At 68.3% G+C, this 24372-nt stretch carries 28 protein-coding genes; 9 read left to right on the forward strand and 19 right to left on the reverse strand.

The features are described 5' to 3' along the window. Positions 1-86: 86 nt before the first annotated feature. From J7495_RS08335 to J7495_RS08345, 3 genes are all read right to left on the reverse strand, one after another. Positions 87-1415: a DUF418 domain-containing protein gene (locus J7495_RS08335; protein ID WP_294056015.1), complete on the reverse strand. Its 1329-nt coding sequence runs from the start codon at positions 1413-1415 to the stop codon at positions 87-89. Between the two features lie 64 nt (positions 1416-1479). Beyond that, a complete protein-coding gene (locus tag J7495_RS08340; protein WP_294056016.1) occupies positions 1480-2424 on the reverse strand; it encodes a S41 family peptidase in 945 nt (314 codons plus the stop codon). Positions 2425-2451: 27 nt separating this feature from the next. Further along, positions 2452-4623 carry a S9 family peptidase gene (locus J7495_RS08345; RefSeq protein ID WP_294056071.1) on the reverse strand — a complete coding sequence of 724 codons (2172 nt, stop codon included), beginning with the start codon at positions 4621-4623 and terminating at the stop codon, positions 2452-2454. A gap of 564 nt (positions 4624-5187) precedes the next feature. On the opposite strand from J7495_RS08345, the gene J7495_RS08350 reads away from it, so the two are divergent. After that, a complete protein-coding gene (locus tag J7495_RS08350) occupies positions 5188-5412 on the forward strand; it encodes a hypothetical protein (protein ID WP_294056017.1) in 225 nt (74 codons plus the stop codon). A gap of 12 nt (positions 5413-5424) precedes the next feature. Here the strand turns inward: J7495_RS08350 and J7495_RS08355 are convergent, their stop codons facing one another. Then, on the reverse strand, positions 5425-5850 hold the full coding sequence (locus J7495_RS08355; protein ID WP_294056018.1) for a GAF domain-containing protein: 426 nt from the start codon (positions 5848-5850) through the stop codon (positions 5425-5427). Between the two features lie 220 nt (positions 5851-6070). On the opposite strand from J7495_RS08355, the gene J7495_RS08360 reads away from it, so the two are divergent. Continuing rightward, entirely contained in the window at positions 6071-7090 is a 1020-nt protein-coding gene (locus J7495_RS08360; protein WP_294056019.1) for a zinc transporter ZntB, read from the forward strand. A 263-nt stretch (positions 7091-7353) separates the two neighbouring features. Further along, complete coding sequence (locus tag J7495_RS08365; RefSeq protein ID WP_294056020.1) at positions 7354-7806, forward strand: PA2169 family four-helix-bundle protein; 453 nt, start codon at positions 7354-7356, stop codon at positions 7804-7806. Here J7495_RS08365 and J7495_RS08370 read toward each other — a convergent pair. The 4 genes from J7495_RS08370 to trmD all read right to left on the reverse strand — a co-directional run bounded on the left by J7495_RS08370 (position 7803) and on the right by trmD (position 9828). Continuing rightward, the gene (locus J7495_RS08370) at positions 7803-8171 is read right to left on the reverse strand and encodes a DUF805 domain-containing protein (protein ID WP_294056021.1); all 369 of its coding nucleotides are present in this window, start codon (positions 8169-8171) and stop codon (positions 7803-7805) included. The genes J7495_RS08365 and J7495_RS08370 overlap by 4 nt on opposite strands. Before the next feature lie 14 nt (positions 8172-8185). After that, a complete protein-coding gene (locus tag J7495_RS08375) occupies positions 8186-8584 on the reverse strand; it encodes a DUF805 domain-containing protein (protein ID WP_294056022.1) in 399 nt (132 codons plus the stop codon). A gap of 108 nt (positions 8585-8692) precedes the next feature. Continuing rightward, on the reverse strand, positions 8693-9082 hold the full coding sequence (gene rplS, locus J7495_RS08380) for a 50S ribosomal protein L19 (RefSeq protein ID WP_294056023.1): 390 nt from the start codon (positions 9080-9082) through the stop codon (positions 8693-8695). Further along, positions 9079-9828 carry a tRNA (guanosine(37)-N1)-methyltransferase TrmD gene (gene trmD, locus J7495_RS08385; protein ID WP_294056024.1) on the reverse strand — a complete coding sequence of 250 codons (750 nt, stop codon included), beginning with the start codon at positions 9826-9828 and terminating at the stop codon, positions 9079-9081. Before trmD ends, rplS begins: the two co-directional genes overlap by 4 nt. A 226-nt stretch (positions 9829-10054) precedes the next feature. Between trmD and J7495_RS08390 the strand changes: the two genes are divergently transcribed. Next, positions 10055-10591, forward strand: coding sequence for a TetR/AcrR family transcriptional regulator (locus J7495_RS08390; RefSeq protein WP_294056025.1), 537 nt, complete (start codon positions 10055-10057; stop codon positions 10589-10591). On the opposite strand, the gene J7495_RS08395 is transcribed toward J7495_RS08390, so the two are convergent. The 9 genes from J7495_RS08395 to J7495_RS08435 form a co-directional block, all read right to left on the reverse strand. Continuing rightward, complete coding sequence (locus J7495_RS08395) at positions 10588-10917, reverse strand: hypothetical protein (protein WP_294056026.1); 330 nt, start codon at positions 10915-10917, stop codon at positions 10588-10590. The genes J7495_RS08390 and J7495_RS08395 overlap by 4 nt on opposite strands. An 11-nt stretch (positions 10918-10928) precedes the next feature. Beyond that, positions 10929-11765 (reverse strand): TIGR04222 domain-containing membrane protein, encoded by an 837-nt coding sequence (locus J7495_RS08400; RefSeq protein ID WP_294056027.1) that lies wholly within the window; start codon positions 11763-11765, stop codon positions 10929-10931. A 17-nt stretch (positions 11766-11782) separates the two neighbouring features. Next, positions 11783-12349: a hypothetical protein gene (locus J7495_RS08405; protein ID WP_294056028.1), complete on the reverse strand. Its 567-nt coding sequence runs from the start codon at positions 12347-12349 to the stop codon at positions 11783-11785. A gap of 214 nt (positions 12350-12563) precedes the next feature. Further along, on the reverse strand, positions 12564-13043 hold the full coding sequence (rimM, locus tag J7495_RS08410; protein ID WP_294056072.1) for a ribosome maturation factor RimM: 480 nt from the start codon (positions 13041-13043) through the stop codon (positions 12564-12566). Between the two features lie 16 nt (positions 13044-13059). Continuing rightward, positions 13060-13596, reverse strand: coding sequence for a 30S ribosomal protein S16 (rpsP, locus tag J7495_RS08415; protein ID WP_294056029.1), 537 nt, complete (start codon positions 13594-13596; stop codon positions 13060-13062). A gap of 36 nt (positions 13597-13632) precedes the next feature. Then, a complete protein-coding gene (gene ffh / locus J7495_RS08420) occupies positions 13633-15153 on the reverse strand; it encodes a signal recognition particle protein (protein WP_294056030.1) in 1521 nt (506 codons plus the stop codon). 347 nt (positions 15154-15500) lie between these two features. Then, a complete protein-coding gene (locus J7495_RS08425) occupies positions 15501-16379 on the reverse strand; it encodes a TraB/GumN family protein (RefSeq protein ID WP_294056031.1) in 879 nt (292 codons plus the stop codon). Positions 16380-16537: 158 nt separating this feature from the next. Beyond that, positions 16538-16954 carry a hypothetical protein gene (locus tag J7495_RS08430; protein WP_294056032.1) on the reverse strand — a complete coding sequence of 139 codons (417 nt, stop codon included), beginning with the start codon at positions 16952-16954 and terminating at the stop codon, positions 16538-16540. Next, the gene (locus J7495_RS08435) at positions 16932-17135 is read right to left on the reverse strand and encodes a helix-turn-helix transcriptional regulator (protein WP_294056033.1); all 204 of its coding nucleotides are present in this window, start codon (positions 17133-17135) and stop codon (positions 16932-16934) included. Before J7495_RS08435 ends, J7495_RS08430 begins: the two co-directional genes overlap by 23 nt. Before the next feature lie 197 nt (positions 17136-17332). On the opposite strand from J7495_RS08435, the gene J7495_RS08440 reads away from it, so the two are divergent. Beyond that, positions 17333-18958: an EAL domain-containing protein gene (locus J7495_RS08440; RefSeq protein ID WP_294056034.1), complete on the forward strand. Its 1626-nt coding sequence runs from the start codon at positions 17333-17335 to the stop codon at positions 18956-18958. Positions 18959-19111: 153 nt separating this feature from the next. Here the strand turns inward: J7495_RS08440 and J7495_RS08445 are convergent, their stop codons facing one another. Beyond that, positions 19112-19687, reverse strand: a complete 576-nt coding sequence (locus J7495_RS08445) for a DUF924 family protein (protein ID WP_294056035.1) — start codon at positions 19685-19687, stop codon at positions 19112-19114. Here J7495_RS08445 and mtaB point away from each other — a divergent pair, their 5' ends adjacent. The 4 genes from mtaB (at position 19688) to J7495_RS08465 (ending at position 23593) form a co-directional block, all read left to right on the forward strand. Continuing rightward, a complete protein-coding gene (gene mtaB / locus J7495_RS08450) occupies positions 19688-20932 on the forward strand; it encodes a tRNA (N(6)-L-threonylcarbamoyladenosine(37)-C(2))-methylthiotransferase MtaB (protein ID WP_294056036.1) in 1245 nt (414 codons plus the stop codon). Beyond that, positions 20929-21864 (forward strand): signal recognition particle-docking protein FtsY, encoded by a 936-nt coding sequence (ftsY, locus tag J7495_RS08455; RefSeq protein WP_294056037.1) that lies wholly within the window; start codon positions 20929-20931, stop codon positions 21862-21864. The genes mtaB and ftsY overlap by 4 nt, the downstream gene beginning before the upstream one ends. Beyond that, entirely contained in the window at positions 21857-22501 is a 645-nt protein-coding gene (locus J7495_RS08460) for a septation protein IspZ (protein WP_294056038.1), read from the forward strand. Before ftsY ends, J7495_RS08460 begins: the two co-directional genes overlap by 8 nt. Positions 22502-22738: 237 nt before the next feature. Beyond that, positions 22739-23593 (forward strand): hypothetical protein, encoded by an 855-nt coding sequence (locus tag J7495_RS08465; protein ID WP_294056039.1) that lies wholly within the window; start codon positions 22739-22741, stop codon positions 23591-23593. A 57-nt stretch (positions 23594-23650) separates the two neighbouring features. Here J7495_RS08465 and J7495_RS08470 read toward each other — a convergent pair whose 3' ends face one another. Beyond that, on the reverse strand, positions 23651-24271 hold the full coding sequence (locus tag J7495_RS08470) for a superoxide dismutase (RefSeq protein ID WP_294056040.1): 621 nt from the start codon (positions 24269-24271) through the stop codon (positions 23651-23653). Positions 24272-24372 lie beyond the last annotated feature (101 nt).

Here is a 24372-nt window from a genome sequence, read left to right on the forward strand (position 1 = left end):
CGCTCCTCTTAAGTCGAAGCGTCCGCCCGAAACAATTTCGATCCTGTACCTACAGGCGGCTTCACCCAGGATTAACCGCGTTTCATTCAAGTAACGTTCGCGCGCTTGAGCAAAGGCTGGCGCTGGACATAGGCGAGGCTGCGCCACAGCCATTCGAGCGGGCCCATCCGGAAGACGAGCAGCCAGAGGTTGGCGAGCACCACTTCCGCCGCGATCACGCCGAGCGCCACCGAATAGAGCCCGCCCCAGCTCAGCTTGTTCCACAGCCCCGGTCCCCACGGCGCGAACAGGATGTAGATGCCGACGATCTGCTGGAGGAAATAGAGGCTGAACGCCGTCCGCCCCGCCGCCTTGAACGGCGCGAGGACCAGCCGGCCCGCGCCCGAGCGCATCGCCAGGTTGATCAGCCCGACATGGCCGAAGGTCATCGCCATGCGGCCGATCTCGTAGGTGATCCAGCCGATCTTGGGAACCGGGTCCATCGTCAGCGTCTGGTCGGCGGCGATCCAGCGCAGCGGAATCGCGACGGCATAGCCCGCGAGCATCAGCGCCCAGTAGAAGCGCGCGCTCCGCCCGCCCTGAATGATCTGCCATTTCCAGAAGGCGATGCCGATCAGCATCATGCAGAACGCCTCGAGGATCGACAGCGGCAGCGAGGGATAGATGAACATGATCCAGGCGCCGATCTCGAACTGCGCATAGGCCAGGAAGCCGCCGGCGTGCGCGGGCTTCTCGGCGGCGCGCAACTGGCGGATCTCCTCGCTGTGGCCGTAGCGGTTGTCGACGATCTTCTTCCATTCCTCGAGCGCCTTCCTGTCGGCGTCGCTGAGCGGCTTGTGCGCTTGGCTGTGGGCCCAGGCGGTCTCCATCTTCGCCCTGGCCTCGACGCGCTCCTGGTATTGGAACGCGCCGACGCCCGCGACGACGAGCAGGTTCGCCATGCCGAGCGCGAGCAGCAGCTTCGGCCCCAGCTTGCGAAACGGGAAGAGGAACAGCGCGGCGAGCGCATAGATGTGGAGGATGTCGCCCGGCCACAGCAGCACGAAGATGTCGAACAGCCCGAAGAACAGCAGCCAGAGGTTGCGCCGCCAGTAGAGGTCGGCGACCGCCACGGGCCCATCGGGCGCCATCGCGCGCGCCGCGAACACCATCAGCCCCGCGCCGAACAGCAGCTCGAGCAGCCCGCGCTGCGTGCCTTCGAGCATCACCTGCACCGCGAACCAGCTCGCCGCGTCGGCAGGGGTCCAGCCGAAGATGCGGACGTCCATGAACTGGCTCGGGATCGAGAAGCCCATGAAGGGGCTGTTCATGAAGAAGATGCCGAGGATCGCGAGCCCGCGCATCACGTCGAGCACGTCGATCCGCGCCTTGCCGCTGACCGGCGCGAGCGAAACCGTCGATTCATTGTCGTTCATTGCCACGCCCACCCCCTGGCAAATGGAGCCGCAGGCTATTCCGCGCGCGTGACGGAGTCGAGACTCAGCGTGGCGCGCACCGGCCGAATAGCCAACGCGCGGCCGCGGTTTCGGCCCCCTCGGGCGTCGTCGCGGCATCGGGGAGGATCGCGCCGCGATAGTCGCGGCCGGTGCGGTCGCGCACGGCCGAGACGGTGACCACGAGCAGCGCGCCGTCGGCGAGCGGGAAGATACGGTTGACAGTGGCGAGCCCGGCGGTCGGTATGCCGAAGCTGCGCGTCCGCGCGCGACCGGCGAAGGCGATGGCAACCATCTCGCCCGAGCTCCCCGTCCGCGGGCCAACGAGCACCGCCAGCGGCGCCGCCGCGTGCGCCAGCCCGAAGCGCGCCGCTCCCGGGAAACGCCCCCAGGGCTCGGGCGAGCGCCCCGACTGCACGAAGAAGCCGAATGGCGGAGCGCCGAGCAGCGGATCGAGGCCCGCGAGCATCGGCCACATGTTGCCGCCGTCATTGGCCCTGAGGTCGATGATCCAGCCGCAGAGCGGCGCGCGGTCGAGACGCTCGAGCGCGGCCCGGAGCATGGCCGAATAGCGCGCGGCGCGCTCGGGTCCGTCGGCGGCCACAGTCAGAAGCCCGGGCAGCCGCACCACGCCGACCCGCCCGTCGCGCAACTCCGCCGCGGGCATCGGCGCCGGAGTGCCGCTCGCCGCCGCGCCCTTCGGGTCGAAGCGCAGCTGGTCGGCGGTCAGCAGGAAGCTGTGCCGCTCGCCGAGCGCCCTGAGCAAGCCGCGGATCGCCGGATAGACGTCCGCCCCGGCGCGCGCGCCGGCGATGCGGTCCTCGGCCCATGCCGTGAGCGCCGGCCATTCGACCGTAGCGCGATTGATATGGTTCGCCTCGAGGATGCCGATCGCGGCGCCGAGATAGGCCCGCGCCACTGCGCTCGGCGCCGGCGGCGGGATCGACTGCCAGAGCAGCGCCGCCGCCAGCATCGCCGCCGCTCGCCGCATCGACCCCTCCCGGCCCCGCCGCCGCGCCTAGCGGGCCGGCGCCGAGCGATCGAGGAAGTCGAGGATCGTGGTCCACAGATGCACCGCCACCGGCCCGCCGACGCGGTGGGTATAGCCGGGGTAGAGCATCATCTCGAACGGCACGTTCGCCTTCTGCAGCGTCGCGAACATCACGGTCGAATGCTCGAGCACGACATTGTCGTCGGCCATGCCGTGGATCATCAGCAGCGGGTCGGCGATCTTGCCTGCCTCGCCGATCGTGTTCGACGCCGCATAGGCCTCGGGCACCATGCGCGGATCGCCCATGTAGCGCTCGGTATAGGCCGTGTCGTACAGCTCCCAGCGCGTGACCGGCGCACCTGCGACGCCCGCGGCGAACACCCCCGGCGCCTTCTCCAGCAGCTTGAGCGACATGTATCCGCCGTAGGACCAGCCATAGGTCACGATCCGCCCGGGATCGACATAGTCGAGCGTCTTCAGATAGTTCGCCCCGGCAACCTGGTCCTCGACTTCGACCGAGCCCATCGCATGGTAGAGCGCGTCCTCGAACGCCTTGCCGCGGTTGGCGGCGCCGCGATTGTCGAGCTGGAACCAGATATAGCCGCGGCTCACCAGATATTGCTGGAGCGCCCCGCCCCATTGCCGGCTCACCGTCTGCGAATGGGGGCCGCCATAGTGCTGGAAGAACACGGGGTAGCGCCTCCCCGGCTCGAGCTTCGGCGTGATCATCTCCCAATGGAGCTCCGTGCCATCGGCGGCCCTGATGGTGCCGAAGGTCCGCTCGCGGTGCGCGGCGAGATAGGGGTGATAGGGATGCGCGGCATCCGTCACGGCGTTCTCGCTCACCCAGGCGAGCCGCTTGCCCGCGACGTCGGCGAGATAGACCTGCGCGGGCTGCGACACGTTCGAACGCGTGACGATCGCGCGGGTCGCGGCCCCGTCCATCGACGCGTCGTTCCACCAGCCCGCCTCGGTGAGCCGCGTCAGCGTACCGGGATGCTTGAGATCAAGCGCATAGAGGTGCCGCTCGAGCACGCCGTCCTTGTTGCCCGTCAGGTAGACCCGCCCCTTCGCTTCGTCGACGCCCACGAGATTGGCGACTTCCCAATCGCCCTGGGTCAGCTGGGTCCATTGCCCGGCCTTGAAGCGATAGAGATGGCCGTGGCCATCGCGCTCCGACCACCAGATCAGGCTGCCATCCTTGAGCGGCTCGAGGATCTTGGAGAGGTTGACCCAGCTCCTCTCGGCCGATTTCTCGCTGAACAGCAGCGTCGCCTTGCCAGTGGCGGGATCGATGCTGAGCAGGTCGAGGGTCTTCTGGTCGCGGCTCAATCGCTGGACGAGCAGCGCCTTGCCGCCCCAGGCCCATTGCACCCGCGCCAGATAGATGTCGGAGTCGCTCCCCAGATCGGCCTTCACGCGATGCTGGCCGTCGGGATCCATGATCCACAGCTCGACCAGCGCATTGTCGGTCCCCGCCTTGGGATAGCGCTGCTGGTAGACGGTGGTGGTCTCGGCCCCGATCGCGGTACGCGTGACGATGCCCACCGGCGCCTCGTCGAAGCGTTCGACCGCGATGCGGCGGTCGTCAGGGGACCACCAATAGCCCTTGAACCGGTCGAGCTCCTCCTGCGCGACGAACTCGGCCTCGCCCCAATGGATCGTGCCGGCGCCGTCGGTCGTCACTGCCGCGCCCGCCGCGCCGCCGATCGGCATGACGACGAGGTTCTGGTCGCGCACGAAGCTGACGTGGCCGCCCGCGGGGCTCACCTCCGGGTTGAGGATCGTCCCCTCGCCCGTCGCCAGCTCGCGCGCCTCGCCGTCGAGGCTCGCGAGGTAGAGCTTGCCGTCGAGCGGCACGAGGATGCCCTTGCCGTCGGGGGTCCAGTCGTAGCTGACGATTCCCTTGAGCCCGCTGATCCGAGCGCGCTCGCGCTGCATCTTCTCGGCCTCGCTCAGCGCTGCGCCCGATCCGATCCTCTTCGAATCCACCAGCATCCGCCACCGGCCCGTCGCCGTGTCGAGCGCCCAGAGGTCGTAGCGCTCCTTCTCCTCGTCGCGATTGCGCAGCAGCGTAAGCAGCTTGCCGTCGGGCGAGAGCTTCATCGCGCGCGGCGCGGTGCCGGCGAGATCGGGGCTGGCGAAGACACGCTCGAGCGTGAGCGCCGGCGGCGTCGCCTGCTGCGCCTCAGCCGGCATCGCCGCACCGCCTGCGATCCCCGCCGCCGCCGCCACCGCCACTCGCCATAGCCACCGCCACATGCCTCTCTCCGTTCGCGCAACGGCGGGCCTTATCGCGGGCGGCGATGCGCCGGTAAAGACCTCTGCCGGGGTTCAGACGGCCGGGCGGCGCGATGGCGAAAATATCCAAATAACGATACGGCTACGCAACAAATGAATAAATCAGCATTACAGTTGAAACCAAGTTCAACTCGCGATAGAATTGCGCGGGTTTCGTCAGCAGGCATCGCCATGACCTCCGGCCGGCGGCAGATGCTTCAGCGATCTGTGTGAATTATTGAGTAAATCATCAGGTCAATTTGATCTGGTGGAGAGAATATTTCTACGCATCGGAAACAAAATAAGAAAAATTCGTTACAAAGCCGGGCGAAATTAACGCTTTGTTAACTATTGTTATCGGATGCTTAACCTTCACCAATCCGCACAAAAGCGGGCTCCGGGTCGCGTGGTCTTGCAGGAGCTATGACGCAGATGTCGTCTCTGCACCGGATTGAACTGGCAGATGATCGGGGGGCGGCGATCATGGCGCGCGTCCTTCAGGCGCGGTGGCCCGCGCTCACCACCCTGACCCCGGCGAGCATCGGCGTCGCCGAGGGCACCGACGCGACGCGCGAATTCCTTCGCACGGTGCGCGAGCTGAGCGACGCGGGGTTGTTGAGCTATGAGGCGCTGGTGGTGGGCCCGACCGGCCCGGTGGTCATCGACGCGGCGCTCACCGCGCGCGGGCGCGAGGTCCTTCGCGCTTAGTCGGCATCGCGTTCAGCCGTCGGCTGGCGGCGCATAGTACAGCGCCCAGCTCTCCGAAGCGAGCAAGGCGAAGCGGCGAAGCAGGTCCAGGTCGCGCGAGGTGAAACTGCGCTCGCCCCGGCACATCACGATCAGTTCGCCGGCCGCGCCGTCATCCAGCCGAACCGGCACCCGCGCCTGCGAAGCGTAGCCGAGGTCGAGCGACCGGACCGGGTCAGTAACGGCATCGCCCTCGGGCGTCTCGCCGGCAGAAACCGCGATGACCAGCAGCTCGCCGTCGTCCTGCTGAATGTCGATTGCTGCGATGTCGGCGTCGAACACCGACATCACGAGGTCCGCGATACGGTCGAAAACGCGTTCGACCGACGGCGTCGCTTTGCCCGCGCCGAAATGGCTATCGGCCTCCGACAATGTACCCCCCTTGAACACCCCCAACATCTGGCTGCTCTCCGCCTGATCTTGCGATCATCTTTAGCGGCATAGCCAGTGTTATGGCGATTAAGGACAATTCCCGAAGCAAGCGCAACCCGATTGCAATGGCCGGAATGTAAATGCTGAACCGCTTCGGACCTAATGTGGTTCCTGCGAGCGGCATTTTCCGTGTCATTTCGGGACGGTGCGGTTTGATGCTGCGATGATTGCACAGTAGCGTCCCGCCATGGCCGAATACGACGCCTCGCCCGAAAACGGCTATGCCGGCCACCCCGAGACCGGGCTGATCTTCGCGCGCATGCTCGACGGGCGCGGCGGCGCCCGGCCGATCGACTGGGCGCATTGCGCCGGCTGGTCCCCCTCGACGCCGGGCGAGACCTTGTGGCTCCACATCGATCGCACCGCGCGCGGCGTCGAGCCCTGGCTGATCGCCGACCTCGGCTTTTCCCAAGCCACCGCGGAGGCGCTCACCGCCGACGAGACGCGCCCGCGCGCGTTCCGCGAGGGCGATGCGCTGGTCACGGTGCTGCGCGGGGTGAATTTCAATCCCGATGCCCAGCCCGAGGACATGATCACGCTGCGCATGTGGGCGAGCAACAACCGCGTGCTCACGCTCCGCCGCCGCCCGCTGCAGACGCCGCGCGACCTGCTCCTCCAGCTCGAGCGCGGGCACGGGCCGCGCACCACCGGCGACCTCGTCACCGAGATGATCGAGCAGCTCATCGCCAAGATCGGCGGCTCGATCCTCGACATGAACGCCAAGATCGACGAGCTCGAGCTCAGGTCCGACGACATGGACGCCGAGGAAGTGCTGGGCGTGATCGCCAACATCCGGCGCAACTGCCTGGGGCTCAAGCGCCACATGTCGCCGCAGCACGAAGCGCTCGAACAGATCGGCCGCAACCCGCCGCACTGGCTGAGCGAGAACAACCAGCGCGACATCCGCGAGACGATCGACCGGCTGAAGCGCTATCTGGAAGACCTCGACGTCTCGAAGGAAAGCGCGATCGTCCTCCAGGACGACATCAACAACCGCGCCAACGCCCGCTCGAACCGGACGGTCTATCTCCTCTCGGTCGCCGCCGCGATCTTCCTGCCGATCAGCTTCGTCACCAGCCTGCTCGGCGTGAACGTCGGCGGCATCCCGGGCACGCAGGAACCGATGGGCTTCTGGATCCTGATCGCGGCGCTGGTGGCGCTGGTCGTCGCTCAGCTCGCGATCTTCCGCTGGCTGAAGTGGCTGTAGGCGCCCCGCCGTTCTCCTTCTTCCGTCATGCTGAACTTGGGCATGTCATCATTTGCGAGGCAGGATTGCCCCGAATCGTCATCCCGGCGAAAGCCGGGACCCAGGGTTGCAGAGGGCGTCGCTCGCGGCCCTGGGTCCCGGCTTTCGCCGGGATGACGGCCTGGAATAGGCGGGCCGGGGTGGCGTTCACCCTTCATTGACTCTCTTCCCGCGGAAACGCCCGCGCGGCGCTGCGTTGGGGTGCGGCGAAGAGGAGTTTCCCCATGACCGCCAACCACGACGTCTCGAAGCTCGACGACCTGATCGTCACCACGATCGACAGCGCGCGCGGCTATGCCAATGCCGCCGACCATGCCGATGCCGAGCGCTACGCCGCCTTCTTCCGTGAGATGGCGACCGAGCGGCTCCACCTCGTCGACCTGCTCTCGGCGCAGAGCCGTGCCGAAGGCGGCACGCCGGCCGAATATGGCTCGACAGCCGCGACGATCCACCGCCGCTGGGAAGACCTGCGCACCGCGCTCGGCGGGGGCGACGCGGCGATCCTCGCTGAAGTCGAGCACGGCGAGGACTATCTGCTCGAGGAATGGCGCCGCGTGCTCGACGACGAGCGCATGTCGACGGACAGCCTCGCGGTGGTGCGCCCGGCGTTCGAGACGGTCCAGCGCGGCCACGCCCGCGCCAGGGCGCTCCGTGACGAACTGGCCGCAGCGAGCTAGGCGCGGCTGCGGGCGCTCCGCCGCGGTGGATCGCCATAGCGATTCGCGCCGGGCTGGCTCGGGACGAGGCCGACGACGATGAAGGTCGCAATCCCGATCAGTCCCCAGAACCAGTCGAACCAGGGCGAGACCGGGGCCGTGAGCGCATCCAGGATGAGCAATGCGGCCAGCAGCCACGCCAGCCGCCCGCTGCAGCCGAAATCCTGGAGCCGCGGTCCCACCGTGAGGATCACGACCGCTCCGAATCCGCCCCAGAACACGCCCGGCGCTTCGCGCAGCAAGAGGCTTGCGAGCGCAAGCGCGGCAGTGCCGGCGAGCAGCATCGTCCAATAGCGCTGGCGGTTGATCCGATCCTGCTTCCGCATCGCCGCCGCTTCTATCAGCGCCGCTGCCGCTTTGGAAGCAGCCCCGAGCCCGGCGCCGGCGGCTCGCCGAAGCGGTTGGCGGCGCGGTTGCCCGGCACGCTGCCCAGCACGACCAGCATCGCGAGGATCGCCACCACCAGCAGCCCGATCGCCTCGAGCATCGCCTCGACCGGGACGTTGGCGCGGATCAGCAGCCCGACGAAGACGATCTCGCCGGCGATCGGCATCGCGACCAGCCAGCCGGTCAGCCCGAGGTCGTGCAGCCGCGGCACCGCGAGCATCACCAGCGCGAGCTCGCCGAGCCCGGGTGGCGTCACCCCGAGCACGCGCGCGAGCAGGAACAGCCCGGCGAGGACCGCGAACAGCGTCCAGTAAGTCGCGCGGTTGCTCCGCCCCTGCAGCATCGCCCACATCGCCGGCCTCCTCTCGGCGACGAGCCTATCGCCGCAAGGCCCGAACGCAAGCGGGGCGCGGAAACCTTACGGCTTCCGCGCCCCGCGAATGGCTTGCGAACGCTCGCCTTATTCGGCGGCTTCGGCCTCGGTCGGACGATTGTCGCGGCGCTCGGCGATGCGCGCCGACTTGCCGGTGCGGCCGCGCAGATAATAGAGCTTGGCGCGACGCACGACGCCCTTGCGGACGACTTCGATGCTGTCGATGTTCGGCGAATAGAGTGGGAAGACGCGCTCGACGCCCTCGCCGAACGAGATCTTGCGGACGGTGAAGTTCGAGCCCATGCCCTTGTTGGCGCGGGCGATGCACACGCCTTCGAAATTCTGCACGCGGGTGCGGTCGCCTTCGACGACCTTCACGCCGACCTTGAGCGTGTCGCCCGGGCGAAACTCGGGGATCTTCTTCGCCGCGGTGAACTTGGCGATGTTCTCTGCCTCGAGAGTCTGGATCAGGTTCATTGGTCTTCGTCCTGCTTTCGTCGCCGCGCGCCAGAGGGAGGTTGGACCCGAGCGCCCTCATGGCGCTCCCAAAGGTCCGGCCTCCTTAGCCGTGTATCGGTCTCGGCCATCTGGCGTCGCCAGGCCTCGATCCTCGCATGATCCCCCGATCGCAGCACTTCGGGGATCGTGCGCCCTTCCCATTCGACAGGTCGGGTATATTGCGGATATTCGAGCAGCCCCGTCTCGAAGCTCTCGTCCATGCCGCTGGAAGGCGCGCCCATTACGCCGGGAATGAGGCGAATGCAAGCGTCAAGCAGCGTCAGCGCGGCCATTTCGCCGCCCGAGAGGATATAGTCGCCGATCGACACGGGCTCGACCGCGCGGCCTTCGAAGAAACGCTCGTCGATCCCCTCGAACCGGCCGCAGACGATCGTCACGCCTGGCCCCGCGGCGAGCTCTCGGACGCGCGCCTGGGTCAGCGGGGCACCGCGCGGCGTCATCGCCAGCACCGGCGCGGGCCCAAATTCCGGCGCCGCGACGCTGTCGAGCGCGGCGGCGAGCACATCCGTGCGCATCACCATCCCCGCGCCGCCGCCTGCGGGGGTGTCGTCGACCGAGCGGTGCCTGTCGGTGGCGAAGTCGCGGATCTGGACGGCGTCGAGGCTCCACAGCCCCTCGCGCAGCGCACGCCCGGCCAGCGAAACGCCAAGCGGGCCCGGGAACATCTCGGGGTAGAGCGTCAGCACGGTCGCAGCAAAGGCCATGCGCGCCCTTCGCGCCTCATCGCCCGCAAGGCAAGGGGGCCTGGCCGCGCGCCCATCCACGCGCGGCCAGGCCCGGCATCCGGCGCCTTTGGGGTCGCCCCGGATGGCGGCGCGGCGGCAAGGCCCCCGCCGCGCCGACCTCGTTTTCCGGATTCGTTAATAACGGACTACACAGTCGTTTTTTGAGTCGCAATAGCTGCGCGCGCAGAGGTGCGACGAGGATCAGATGCCGAGGTTGAAGGCAGGTGCGATGGCGGAACGGCGGCAGCGGATCGCGCTCGCCGCCTATCGTTGTTTCGTGCGCGAGGGGTTCGCCGCGGCGTCGGTCGACAGTATCTGCGCCGAGGCGGGGATCAGCAAGGGCGCCTTCTACGTCCATTTCAAGAGCAAGGAAGCGCTCGTCCATGCCGTCGCCGAGCTGCGGTCGGAAGCGATCCCGCCGCTCCCCGGCGATTCGGCCGAAACATTGGCCGACGCGATCGTCGAGCTGCTGATCGGCGGGATGATCGACGTGAAGGCCGCACGCTTCGAACTGGAGGCGATGATGGCGAGCATCGCCGACTCCGAGCTCGGCACCCGCGCGCGCGCCAATCTCGACGCGATCCGCGACCGCATCGCCGAGGCGCTCGCGCGCTTCGGCAATCCGGCGAATGCGGAAGGAGCGATGACGTTCTGCCTCGGCGTGATCCTCCGTTCGGGCACCTGGACGCCACCCGAGCGCGATGCGGTGCGCGAGGCGCTGGCGCGGCTGCTCTCGGCCTAGCCCCGCTTCCCCGCCACCGCGAGCGCGATCGGCAGCCCGACGACGAGGCAGAGTACGACCTGCACGGCGCCGCCGATGATCACCAGCCCGCCCAGCAGGCCCAGGCCGACGTGCACGTCGGGCGGCGGCGGGCCGAGATAGGCGGCGAACCCGAAGCCGATCCCGGCCGCGCCGGCGATCACCAGCGCGATCAGCAGCGCCAGCCCGACCGCCGCCTTGCGACGCGCGCTCCACTGCGGGCGAAGGCGCGCGACGAGCCAGGTCGCGCCCGCCGCACCTGCCGCAGCGACCACGCCCATCGCCATCATCACCACCCAGCCCGACATGCCGTCTCCATTCAGCTCCCGCCGCAGCCGCCGCAGCCGCCACCGCCGCCGCCGCCGCCGCCGCCGCAACCACCGCCACCGTCACCCCCGCCCGAGCCGCCATCGCCGCCCGAGCTTGCGCGCATCGCGTGATAGCCGCCCATGTCCGATCCGGCGAGCACGCCGGTGCCGAACAGCGCGACCGCAAGGCCGGCCTCGTCGGTGGCTGGCGCGCGCCGCAGCCGGTCCCCTCGCTTGCGCTCGGTGGCGAGGATCTCGCGCCCGCCGCGCGTCCGCCGGTCGACGACGATCAACCGCACCAGCGCGAACACGCCGGTCGCCACCATCAACAGCACCAGGAAGGCGACCGGCTTGCCGCGCGACAGCCCGACTTCGAGCTTGATCGCACCGAAGCCGAGCAGCAGCAGATAGGGGGTGACCTGCCAGAAGCGCATCTGCGCCACCGTGGCACTGTCCATCAGCAGCCCGGCGCCCACCAGCTGCTTCTCGGCCTCGCGGCCATGGGGCCTGAGCTCGCGGTCGATCTCGCTGAGCCTGGGTTGCGGCAGGCCGAGCACCTTGCGCTCGGCGTCGGTCTTCCAGGCCGTGCGCGAACCCACGACGAACTTCCGGCCCCCGCCCAGCCCCAGCGCGTCGGACGAGAGCAGCCGCGAGACGACCGAGTCCGAGAAGCGCGTCGCCCCGCCGGCGAGATAGGCGAGCAGCTCGGGATCCTTGACCGGCCGGGCATTGCCCTCGGGCCGGAGCCAGGCCGGGATGAGGATGCCCAGCAGGATCGCCACGGCGAAGAGGATTGCATAGAGGAAGAGGAATGAAGGTCCGGACAGGTCAAAGGGTCCGAGCGACATGACGTCAGCCTTCCTTTCTACCAAAGCAGCGGCACCAGTGCCGCGGCCGCAAGCGCCGCCAGCAGCGCGGCCCATGCCGCGCGCCGGGGCAGGATGAGCATTTCGCGCGGGTGCACGCGGCGTGCCCGGGGGGCTTCGACCAGCAGGTGGCGCGCCTCGGGCCAGATATCGGCCGGCGGCGATCCGAACTGCCGTTCGTAGCATCTGAGAGTCTCGGCATATTGCGCGAAGTGGCGGTTGCGCTCGTCCGCCCCGCCCGCGGTGGGGCCGTGGTGGAGCTTGCAGCCGAGCACCCGGGGGCAGAAGCGCTCCCAATAGTCGCGCGTATAGGTGAGATGGAGGTGCCACGCCTGGTCGACTGCGTCGGACGGCGTGACCTCGCGACCCTCGGTGGCGGCGAGGAAGCAGAATTTCTTATACTCGAGGATCACCCGCTCGGCATGCGCCTGCGTCCAGCCATTCTCGCGCGCGAGCCGCTGCGCGAAGCTCAGCGCAGTGCCTTCAGGGCCGATGGTGTAAGGGAAAAGCGATGCCCAGACCGGGTGATCCGGTTGCGAAGCCTGCTGGAATGCGGACTCGCTCATCTAGATTTCCTAGTAACACACTAGGCGTTGGGAGTCGATGGGAATTGAGGGTTAACGGCCCCCTCCCTACGATCATCGTCCCCACCTACCGTCATCCCGGCGAAAGCCGGGACCCAGGGCCGCGAGCGACGTCCTGCTTGGCCCTGGGTCCCGGCTTTCGCCGGGATGACGACTGTGAGCGGGAGAGCCCGTTGCAGTCGCTGGAGACGGGAACCTATTGCTCCACAAACCCCTCAGCCACCACCAGCCGAGCGTCATCCCATTCGGGCACCGCATCGGGCCGCATCGGCACCATGAAGGTCTTGCCGTCGGGCCGCTCGATCTCGATCACGTCGCCCGCGCCGAAATTCTCGACCGCGCGCACCTGACCCAGCGCCGTCCCCTCGCTGGAGACGGCGGGCAGTCCGATCAGGTCGACGTGATAATATTCGCCTTCGCCCAGCGGCGGCAGCGCCGAGCGCGGCACGGTCAGTTCCGTGCCGCGCAGCGCTTCGGCACCATTGCGGTCCGCCACTTCGGCGAAGCGCGCGATCGCACCGTTGGGCCCGTCGCGCAGGCTCCCGAGCGTCAGCGCGCCGCCGTTGAAGGCCTTGAACGCCTTCAGATCCTCGGCGAACACCTTGAGCCGGACCTCCCCCGTCACGCCGTGCGCGCCGATGACGACGGCGAGCGTGACGGGGCGCCCATTCACCAGGGCATTCACCAAGGGCTCAGCCCTCGGCCGGCGGAGTCTGCTCGGCGACTTCCTCGACGACCGCTTCGGCCTCGGGGGTCGGCTCCTCGGTGGCAGCCTCGACCTCGGCGGCGATCACCGCCTCGGCTTCCTCGGCCTTCGCCTCTTCGGCCGCGGCCTCGACTTCGGCCGGCGCCGCAGCGGCGGCAGCGGCCTCGGCCTTGGCGTCCTCGGCAGCCTTCAGCTTCTCGGCCCGCTCCTCGGCGCGCTCCTTGGCCTTCTCGCCCGGCTCGGCCTTGTTCGGGTTGTTGCGCGCGGCGCGCTCCTTGACGCCGGTCGCGTCGAGGAAGCGAGCGACGCGGTCGGTCGGCTGCGCGCCCATCTTGAGCCAGTGCGCAGCGCGCTCGGTGTCGAGCTTCACGCGCTCGGCATTGTCCTTGGCGAGCAGCGGGTTGTAGACGCCGATCTTCTCGATGAACTTGCCGTCACGGGGCGAACGCGCATCGGCGACCACGATCCGGTAATAGGGGCGCTTCTTCGAACCGCCGCGCGAGAGACGCATGCTGAGAGCCATGTTACTTCACTTTCCTTTTCTGAACCAAAGACTTGATTACTTTTTCCTGATGAAATTCTGAAAGCCGGGCGGCAAATTGGGCGCGCCGGGAAGGCCCGGAAGGCCGCCGCCCATCTTGCCCATCAGCGCGCCGATGTCGGGGCCGCCGCCGGGGCCGCCCTCGCCGCCTGGGCCGCCCGCGCCACCGGCACCGCCCATGCCACCCATGCCGCCGCCGCCACCGCCGCCGAGCATGCCCATCAGCCCCTTGAGGCCGCCCATCTTGCGCAGCCGCTTCATCGCGGTCTGCATCTCCTGGTGCATCTTGAGCAGCTTGTTGACGTCCTGAACGGTCGTGCCGCTGCCCTTGGCCACGCGGATCTTGCGCTTGGCGTTGAGCAGCTCGGGCTTGGCGCGCTCCTTGGGCGTCATCGACGTGATCATCGCGTCCATGCGCAGCAGGATGCGATCGTCGACGCCGCTCGCGTTCATCGCCGCCTGCGCCTTCTTCATCCCCGGGATCATCCCGGCGAGCGCGCCGATCCCGCCCATGTTGCGCATCTGGGCCAGCTGCTGGCGCAGGTCGTTCATGTCGAACTGGCCCTTGGCCAGCCGCGCCGCCATCTTCTCGGCGTCTTCCTGCTGGATCGACGCCGCCGCCTTCTCGACGAGGCTGACGACGTCGCCCATGCCCAGGATGCGGCCGGCGACGCGCTTGGGATGGAAGGGCTCGATCGCGTCGAGCTTCTCGCCCATGCCGGCGAACTTGATCGGCTTGCCGGTGACGGCGCGCATCGAGAGCGCCGCGCCACCGCGCGCGTCGCCGTCCATGCGAGTGAGGATCACACCGGTCAGCGGCACCTGCTGGCCGAAGCTGGTCGCGACGTTGACCGCGTCCTGGCCGGTCAGCGAGTCGACGACGAGCAGGATCTCGTTGGGCTTCGCGATGTCGGCGACCGCCTTCATCTCGTCCATCAGCGCCTGGTCGACGTGGAGACGGCCCGCGGTGTCGAGCATCAGCACGTCGAAGCCCTGGAGCTTCGCCGCCTGGAGCGCGCGCCGCGCAATGTCGACCGGCTGCTGGCCGGCGATGATCGGCAGCGTCGCGACCTCGGTCTGGGTGCCGAGCACCGCGAGCTGCTCCTGCGCGGCGGGACGGTTCACGTCCAGCGACGCCATCATCACCTTCTTGCCCTCGTTCTTCGAGAGCAGCCGCGCGAGCTTGGCGGTGGTGGTGGTCTTGCCCGAGCCCTGGAGGCCCACGAGCATGATGACGGCGGGCGGGGCGACCCCGATCTCGAGCTCGGCGGTGTCGGGCCCGAGCATGTCGACCAGCGCGTCATGGACGATCTTGACGACCTGCTGGCCCGGCGTGATCGAGCGCAGCACCTGCTGGCCGACCGCTTGCTCGGTGATCTTGTCGACGAACTCGCGCGCGACCGGCAGCGCGACGTCGGCCTCGAGCAGCGCGACGCGGACTTCGCGCATCGCGGTGCGGACATCGGCCTCGGTGAGCGCGCCACGCCCGCGCAGGCGCTCGAAGACGCCGCCCAGCCGTTCGCTCAGACTATCGAACATCGGTCGTGATCACTCCAAAATCCGCTCGCGAATCGCTAAACGCAAAATACGCCGGCGGACGAAACCTCGTCGGCCGGCGTACGCCCTTGGGCGCCTATGGTTCAGCGTTCCGTGGAACGGCTTGCCGGGGCCCATAGCTGGGAAGGGGGCGGAAGGCAAGCAAGGGTGTGGCTGCCCAATTCCTCCCCCAGCCTGCTGGGGGAGGGGGACCGCCGCGAAGCGGTGGTGGAGGGGCCGCCGTCGCAGACGGCGGACTTCGCTTCAGGCGAGGCCCGCGCCTTCGGCGCGGCCCCTCCACCATGCTTCGCATGGTCCCCCTCCCCCGCTACGCGGGGGAGGAACGGAACTCAATGCACCCTGACTGCCTTCAACCCATGCGCGGCGAGCAGCTCGCGGACATTGCCCGCCCCACCCAGATGCCCCGCTCCCACCGCGACGAACACCACGCCCGGCTTCGCCATCCGCTGCTCGATCCAGCTCGCCCAGCGCACGTTGCGGTCGGCGATGAGCCGCTTGAACAGCGCCGGCGTCCGGCTCATCTCGGCGTTCATCGCATCGCCCAGCGCGTCGGGCTGGCCCGCCGACCAGAGCTCGAGGATCCGCGCCGACACCGGCCCGATCCGGTCCATGTCGTCGAGCAGCGTGCCGAGATAGGCGATCTGCGCCTCCTCCGACGAGGCATCGAAATAGCCGAGCTGCTCGGCGGGCGCCTCGAAGCCGGTCAGCACCTTGCCTTCGCTCCGCGCGCGCTCGGCCAGCACGCGGTCGGCCCCGATCGTCGGGTCGTAGCCGAGCCTGGGCAGCGCCATTCCCGAGACGATCACGCTCGCGAACCAGGGCTCGAACCTGTCGAGCCCGTTCGCCGGCATGCCATAGCCCGCGAGCACCGTCGCCAGCTGCGCGCGCCGCGCCTCTGGGAGCGTCTCGGTCAGCGTCCTGCCATCGCTGCGCACCGCCAGCTTCATCACGATCGCCTGGAGCTCAGCCGGCGGCGGCTCGACCGTCTCGAGCATGAGTTCGCCGCTCGAGTCGAACGCCGACTTCACCGTATCGTCCATCCACTCGACGCCCGGCTTCATCACATGGACGGTGCCGAACAGATAGATCGTCGTGTCGCCGTCCTTCACCATCCACAGCGCGGGGTCGGCCTTGGGCGGGGCCGCCGCCGAAATCGAGGCGCACGCCACCACCAGCGCGGCGATCACGCCGCACAGCATCCTGATCATCGATTGTCTCCAGGTTGGATTGAGAGGTTGGATTGAGGGCTCAACCATCAGTCGTCATCCCGGCGAAAGCCGGGACCCAGGCAGCAAAGGCCGTCGCTCGTGACCCTGGGTCCCGGCTTTCGCCGGGATGACGGCTCGGGGTCGCGGCGAGCTTCTGTTCAGCCTCCGCGGAACTTCCGCCAGAGGAACCTGCCGGTGATCGACAAAATCAGCAGCACATAGAGCAGTTCGTGGCTCGGCTCGGGCACCAGCTGGCCGCGCCACAGGAAATACCAGGGCGGGTAGAGGAAGCCGATCACCACCGCCCCGAACGCCATAGCGCGCACCGAATTGCGCAAGTCGAACTCGTCCGACGTCCGTCGCGACACGCGCCGGGCGAGCAGCAGCATGCCGAGATAGATCAGCGTGAAGGCGATCCCCCACGCCGGCGTCACGCGGCCGCCCGGCTCCTTGGACAGGGCGGTCCCGACGATCAGCACCACCCCAACCGCCACTGCACTGGCGAGGATGATGCGCGAGCTCCGCCGCCGCGCGGCTTCGCGCTGCTCGCCCTCACCCATGGCTTGCCTCGTCATCGAAAATCTCCTCGATCGTGAGACCGAACAGCCGCGCGATCCGGAAGGCGAGCGTGAGCGAGGGATCGTGCTTCCCCGTCTCGATCGCATTCACGGCCTGGCGCGACACGCCGATCCGCCCGCCCAGCTCCGCCTGACTCCAGTCGCGCTCAGCCCGCAGCACTTTCAGCCGGTTCTTCATCCGCGCTTCCTGTGTCTCGATACCCTGACACTATGTCAGGTGAACATGACTTATCGCGAGTCGCCGTGACTGTCAAGAAAACCTGACACAGCGAAAAACGGTGCGGAAAGCGGATGCGAGTTTAACCCGATCTATACCCTCGGCGTGAGAGAAGCGCCCGCTCGTTCACCGTTGCGCCTGGGGGAATCGGAAACCGAATGTCGCTGGACCAGGAAGCAGACGTTCCGACTCACTCCGGACGCGGCCGCCAGGACCTGGTGACCGGCGCGATCAGCGTCGCGGCGATCCTGATGTTCGTCGGCACGGGCAGCTCGGTGCTGTCGACGACGCTCCAATATTATTTCGAGGACGGCGCCCCCACCGATCGCACGCTGGTGATCGCGCTGCTGCTCAATGTCGCGCTCATCCTGTTCGGCTGGCGCCGCCACAATGCGCTGCGCGACGAGGTCCGCGTCCGCGCCGCCGCCGAGGAGCGCGCGCACCTGCTCGCGAGCCGCGACCCGCTCACCGGCTTCCTCAACCGCCGCAGCCTCGCCGAGGAAGGCGCAGCGATGTTCGTCCGCGCCCAGCGCCGCCGCAAGGCGATGGTGCTGATGATGCTCGACCTCGATCACTTCAAGACGATCAACGACATGCACGGCCATGCCGTGGGCGATGCGCTGCTCCGCGCGGTCGCCGCCGAGATCGCCTCCGCCATGCCGCCGATCGCGCTCACCGCGCGGCTGGGCGGCGACGAATTCTCCTGCGGCTTCCTGTTCGATCCCGCCCAGCCCGACACGGTCGAGCGGATCGCCGAGCGGCTCGTCGGCCGCATGTCGCAGCCGTTCGACGTCGAGGGGCTTCGCCTCCACATCTCCTGCTCGCTGGGCGTCGCGCGCTCGGACTTCGAATGCCCGAGCATCGACGCGCTGATCCGCTCGGCCGACATCGCCATGTATGCGGCGAAGAAATCGGGCCGCAACCGCTTCGCCTGGTTCGACCAGTCGATGGAGCGCGAGCTCCAGACGCGCAACGAGCTCGAGAATGGCCTCCGCACCGCGATCCCGCGCCAGGAGATCGTGCCCTATTTCGAGCAGCAGATCGACCTCACCACCAATCGCCTCCACGGCTTCGAGGTGCTCGCGCGCTGGGAACATCCGACCCGCGGCACGATCAGCCCCGAGCTGTTCATCCCGATCGCCGAGGAGACCGGGATGATCGCCGAGCTCTCGCTCTCGATCATGCGCCAGTCGTTCCTCGCGGCGCGCGACTGGGATCCGTCGCTGTCGATCTCGATCAACATCTCGCCGTGGCAGCTGCGCGACGCGTGGCTGGCGCAGAAGATCATCAAGGTGCTCACCGAGACCGGCTTCCCCGCGAACCGGCTCGAGGTCGAGATCACCGAGAGCTCGCTGTTCGACAATCTCGCGCTGGCGCAGTCGATCGTCGGCAGCCTCAAGAACCAGGGCGTGCGCATCGCGCTCGACGATTTCGGCACCGGCTATTCGTCGCTTGCGCATTTGCGCGCGCTGCCGTTCGACCGGATCAAGATCGACAAGAGCTTCGTCATGTCGCTCAACGAGAATGCCGATTCGGCGGCGATCGTGAACGCGATCATCAGCCTGGGCGCGAGCCTCAACCTGCCGATCACGGCGGAGGGCGTCGAGGATGCCGCGATCGAGGAGCGGCTGCGCGGCGTCGGCTGCGCCAAGGCCCAGGGCTGGTATTACGGCAAGCCGCTCTCGATCACCGGCGTCCGCCGCCTGCTCGCCGAGCGCCGGCTGCTGCAGATCCCTGCGTCGTCGGCGCCGGCGGAGGCGGCCGGCCAGCGGCTGGCGGGCTGAGGCCCGCTCCTTCTCAATCCGTCACCCCAAATCCTGAACCGTCATCCCGGCGAAAGCCGGGACCCAGGGCCGCGAGCGATGCCCTCCGTAACCCTGGGTCCCGGCTTTCGCCGGGATGACGGTGTATTTTGGCGAGTGGAGAAGCGCATCGGTTCACCACCCCGAACCCGGCTGGCTCAGATACTCGAGTTCCGCCGCCGTCGACTCCCGCCCCAACGTCGCATTTCGGCTCGGAAACCTTCCGAACCGCGCGATCACCTCGGCATGCGCCCGCGCATAGTCGAGCGCCTCCGCATCCCCCAGCGCCTCGAACTTCTCGAGGCTCAGCGCCTGCGTCGCCGCATCCTCGGCGTGCTCGAACGGCAGGTACACGAACCGCCGCCGCTCGAACGGCACCTGTGCATCCCAGCCTTTCGCGACCATCGCCAGCGCCAGCTCGCGCGCGCGTGGATCGGCCGCGAACGCCTCGGCGCTGCCCCGATGAAGGTTGCGGCTGAACTGGTCGAGCAGGATGATCGCCGCGAACAGCGTCTCGGCATCCTCGCGCCACCCGACCGCACCCGACGCCAGCACCGCATCGCGCAACGCCCCGAAGCGCGCGCGCAGCTCGGCATCCAGCGCGTCGGACTTGGCGAACTGCTGCTCGGGCGTCAGCGCGAACCAGAAGGCCAGCACCTCGCGGGCGCTCGCGTGGACATCGATCTCGGGTGCGCCTAGAGCGTCGGCCAAATGTCTTCCCCTCATGTCATCAGCCTGGGTTGCCGGCTCAACCTCGCAGAAAGCGAGACGATCCGCACCTTGCTGGGCGAGCGCGACACGATCGTGATCAACAGCTGCGCCGTCACCAACGAGGCCGTCAAGCAGACGCGCCAGGCGATCCGCCGCGCGCGGCGCGAGCGGCCCTCGGCGCAGCTTGTCGTCACCGGCTGCGCGGCGCAGATCGACCCGCAGGGCTTCGCCGCGATGCCCGAGGTCGACCGCGTGCTCGGCAATGCCGAGAAGCTCAGCCCCGCCGCCTGGGCCGCGCCCGAGCGCGTGCAGGTGCAGGACATCCTCGCCGTGCGCGACACCGCGCCGCACCTCGCCGCCAGCTTCGCCGCGCACGCCCGCGCCTTCGTCGAGGTGCAGAACGGCTGCGACCATCGCTGCACCTTCTGCGCCATCCCCTATGGCCGCGGCAACAGCCGCTCGGTGCCCGCCGGCGCGGTGATCGAGCGGATCGCCGGCCTCGTCGACGCGGGCCATGCCGAAGTCGTCCTCACCGGCGTCGACCTCACCAGCTACGGCGCCGACCTCCCCGGCACGCCCCATCTCGGCCAGCTCGTCGAGCGCATCCTCCGCCACGTGCCGGGCCTGAAGCGCCTCCGCCTTTCCTCGCTCGACGGCGTCGAAATCGACGACCGGCTCTTCGCGCTGCTCACCCAGGAGCCGCGGGTGATGCCGCACGTCCACCTCTCGCTCCAGGCCGGCGACGACATGATCCTCAAGCGGATGAAGCGCCGCCACAGCCGCGCCGAGTCGGTCGCGCTCGCCCGGCGCCTCAAGGCCGCGCGCCCCGACATCGCGATCGGCGCCGATCTCATCGCCGGCTTCCCGACCGAGACCGAGGCGATGTTCGCCAACACGCTCGCGCTGATCGCCGATTGCGACCTGGTCCACACCCACATCTTCCCGTTCAGCCCGCGCTCGGGCACCCCGGCCGCGAAGATGCCCCAGGTCGAGCCCGAGATCGTCAAGGCCCGCGCCCGGCTTCTCCGCGAGCGTGCCGCCGAGCAGCGCACCGCCTGGCTCGCGCGCCAGCTCGGCTCGACCCAGCAGATTCTGGTGGAGCGCCCGGGCGATCGCGGCCATGCGGGGAATTTCGCGCACGTGCGGCTTCCCGTCGCGCCAGTCGGCACTATTGCTGACGTCAGAATCGAACGCCTCGAAGGTGAGACCTTGATCGCAACCCCCATCCCTCAGGCAAGCGCATGAGCGGCCCCTCCTGGCACGAGCGGCTGCTCGGCGGCCTCAAGAAGACCTCCGATCGCCTGCTCGGCAACCTCGCCGGGCTCACCGCTGCGCGGCTCGACGAGGCGACGCTCGACGAGATCGAGGAAGCGCTGATCGCTTCGGACCTCGGCCCGGAGATGGCCGCGCGCGTCCGCGCCCGCCTGGCCGACGGGCAGTATGAGCGCGACCTCGAGGACCTCGGCATCCGCCTCGTCGTCGCCGACGAGATCGCCAAGGCGCTCGAGCCTGTCGCCAAGCGGCTGCAGATCGAGGCCTTTCCGCGCCCGCAGGTGATCCTCGTCATCGGCGTCAACGGATCGGGCAAGACCACCACCATCGCCAAGCTCGCCAACCTGTTCATGGAGCAGGATTATTCGGTGATGCTCGCCGCCGGCGACACCTTCCGCGCTGCCGCGATCGGCCAGCTGCGCACCTGGGCCGAGCGGATCGGCGTCCCCATCGTCTCGGGCGCCGAGGGCGGCGACGCGGCGGGGATCGTCTTCGAAGCCGTCAAGCAGGCGACCGACAAGGGCACCGACGTGCTGATCGTCGACACTGCCGGGCGGCTCCAGAACAAGCGCGAGCTGATGGACGAGCTCGCCAAGATCCGCCGCGTGCTCGGCCGGCTCAACCCGGCGGCGCCGCACGACGTGGTGCTCGTGCTCGACGCGACCACCGGCCAGAATGCGCTCAGCCAGATCGAAGTGTTCAAGGAAGTCGCCGGGGTCACCGGCCTCGTCATGACCAAGCTCGACGGCACCGCGCGCGGCGGCGTGCTCGTCGCGGCCGCCGAGAAATACGGGCTGCCGATCCACGCGATCGGCGTCGGCGAGAAGGTCGACGACCTGCGCCCGTTCAACGCCAACGAAGTCGCCCGGATCATCGCGGGCGTGGAGGATCGCCACCGTGGCTGACGCGCCGACCCCGACCGAAGCCAAGAAGGCCCCCGAAGCCTCGCCGCTCACCCAGCTGCTCGTCGACTTCGGGCCGATCCTGGTCTTCTTCCTGTTCAGCATCTTCACCCCCGGCCCGGCGATCGTGAAGGGGATTACCGCCACGATCGCCTTCATGGTGGTGATGCCGATCGCGCTGATCTACTCGTGGATCCGCATCCGCCACATCTCGCTGGTCCTGTGGATGACCGCGGTGCTCGTGCTCTTCTTCGGCGCACTGACGATCTATTTCCATGACCTCAACTTCATCCAGCTCAAGCCGAGCTTCCTCTACGCGATCATGTCGGTGGGCCTGGGCTATGGCCTGGCGAGCGGCAAGCCGCTGCTCGAGCTGTTGATGGGCAAGGCCTATCCCGGCCTCAGCGACCGCGGCTGGCGCATCCTGACGATCAACTACATGATCTTCTTCGCGGCGATGGCGGTGGCGAACGTCGTGGTGTGGTGGCTGTTCAGCTACACCGTCTGGACCTGGTTCAAATTCCCGGGCGTGCTGATCCTCACCTTCCTGTTCGGCGCCGCCAACATCCCGATGCTGATGAAGCACGGCCTCCAGCTCGAAAAGCCCGCCGAGGAGGCGCCCAGCCCGCCCCAGCCCTGAGCCATCTTGGGCGTGTCATCAATTGCGAGATGGATTTGGGGCGCTCTCAACCGTCATCCCGGCGGAAGCCGGGACCCAGGGTTACGAAGGCATCGCTCGCCGCCCTGGATCCCCGCTTTCGCCGGGATGACGATTTGAGAGAGGGCGCATCCCTCGCTCGTGGCCTTTCCAAAGGACCAAAGTGATGACACGCCCTTGTTCTTTCGACGATCAAACGGGGGATGATCACCGATGCGAATGAAGCTGCTGCTCGCCGCCTGCGCGCTCGGCGCCGCCGCGCCTGCGCAGGCCCAGGCCTGGCTCGACGACAGCACCGAGTTCTGGCGCCTGGGGCCCGCGGGGATCGTGGCGCGCGGCCCGAACAGCTGCACCACCGACCTCGGCCGCGACGGCTATGACCGCAACGGCGAATGGACCGCCGTCGACATGTCGCTCGTCCAGCTGCCCGACGACCGCACGGCGCTGCTGTTCGAGGGCGATGGCCTGCTGGCCCCCAACGGCCGCCCGCGCCGCGACTTCACCCTCACCTTCTTCAAGCGCGACAATGGCGCCAAGGTCCCCGCCTCGGCGCATTATCCGCTCCGCCTCTCGGTCGACCGCAACGCGCGCGCCTGGATCGTGCTCGACGCCAAGCAGCGCAACGAGCTCGAGAATGCGCCCGGAATCGACCTGACCCCGGCCGGGCAGGACGGCTCCTTCCATGTCGAGCACGAGGTCCGCGCGGTCCAGATGCGGACGTTGCGGCGCTGCATGAGCGAGGCGCAGCGCGCCGACCGCGGCTCGGGCAAGCCGATGGTGACGCCGCCCAAGCCGCTGGTCCCGGTCGCCGCGCTCATCTTCATGGAGGATTATCCGCCCGATGCGCTGTGGAAGGAAGTCTCGGGCCGCGTGTCCTACCGGCTCACGCTCTCGGCCAAGGGCCTGGTGACCGACTGCACGTCCAAGCTCATGGGCGCGCCGGTCAAGGACTATGACCTTGTGATCGACACCTGCAACATCCTCTCGGCCCGCGCCCGCTACGTCCCCGCGCTCGATGCCGATGGCAAGCCGACGCAGGGCCAGGTCGACGGCGTGGTGTCCTGGCAACTGTGAGATACGAAAAGGGCGCCGGACTCGCGTCCGGCGCCCTTTCAATTCCGTTCGCAGCGATCAGCCCTGGTCGGCGCGGCTCACGCCCTTGCCGTCGAGGTTCTGCGCGACGAAGTCCCAGTTGATCAGGTTCGCGGTCACCGTCTCGAGATACTTGGGACGCGCATTGCGATAGTCGATGTAATAGGCGTGCTCCCACACGTCGATCGTGAGCAGCGGCACCATGCCCTCGTGCACCACCGGCGTGTCGGCGTCGTGCAGCGAGCCGATCTTGAGCGTGTCGCGATCGAGGATCAGCCAGCCCCAGCCGCTCGCGAAGTGGCCGACCGATTCCTCGATCAGCTTCTTCACCAGCGTGTCGGTATCGCCGAAGCTCTCGGCGATCATCTCCGCGAGCTTGCCCGACGGGGTCTGCTTCTCCGGCGACAGGCCCTGCCAGAAGAAGCTGTGGTTCCAGATCTGCGCCGAATTGTTGAACAGGCCCTTGTTCCCCGTCTCCTTGGCGGCGGCGATCACGTCGGCGAGGCTACGGCCTTCGAGCTCGGTGCCGGCGATCAGGCTGTTGGTCTTGTCGACATAGGCCTTGTGGTGCTTGCCATGGTGGTATTCGAGCGTCTCGGCCGACATGTGCGGGGCGAGCGCATCCTGGGCGTAGGGGAGAGCGGGAAGTTCGAATGCCATGGCGTTTCCTCCGGGGGTTTCCGCCGGCTGAAACGAGCCGACGCTGCGATTGGTCCCTCCCCTAGCCGCCTAGCGGGAGTGGTTCGCCGCAGCAATCGTTA

The sequence above is a fragment of the Sphingomonas sp. genome, assembly GCF_017745215.1.
Lineage (GTDB): Bacteria > Pseudomonadota > Alphaproteobacteria > Sphingomonadales > Sphingomonadaceae > Sphingomonas.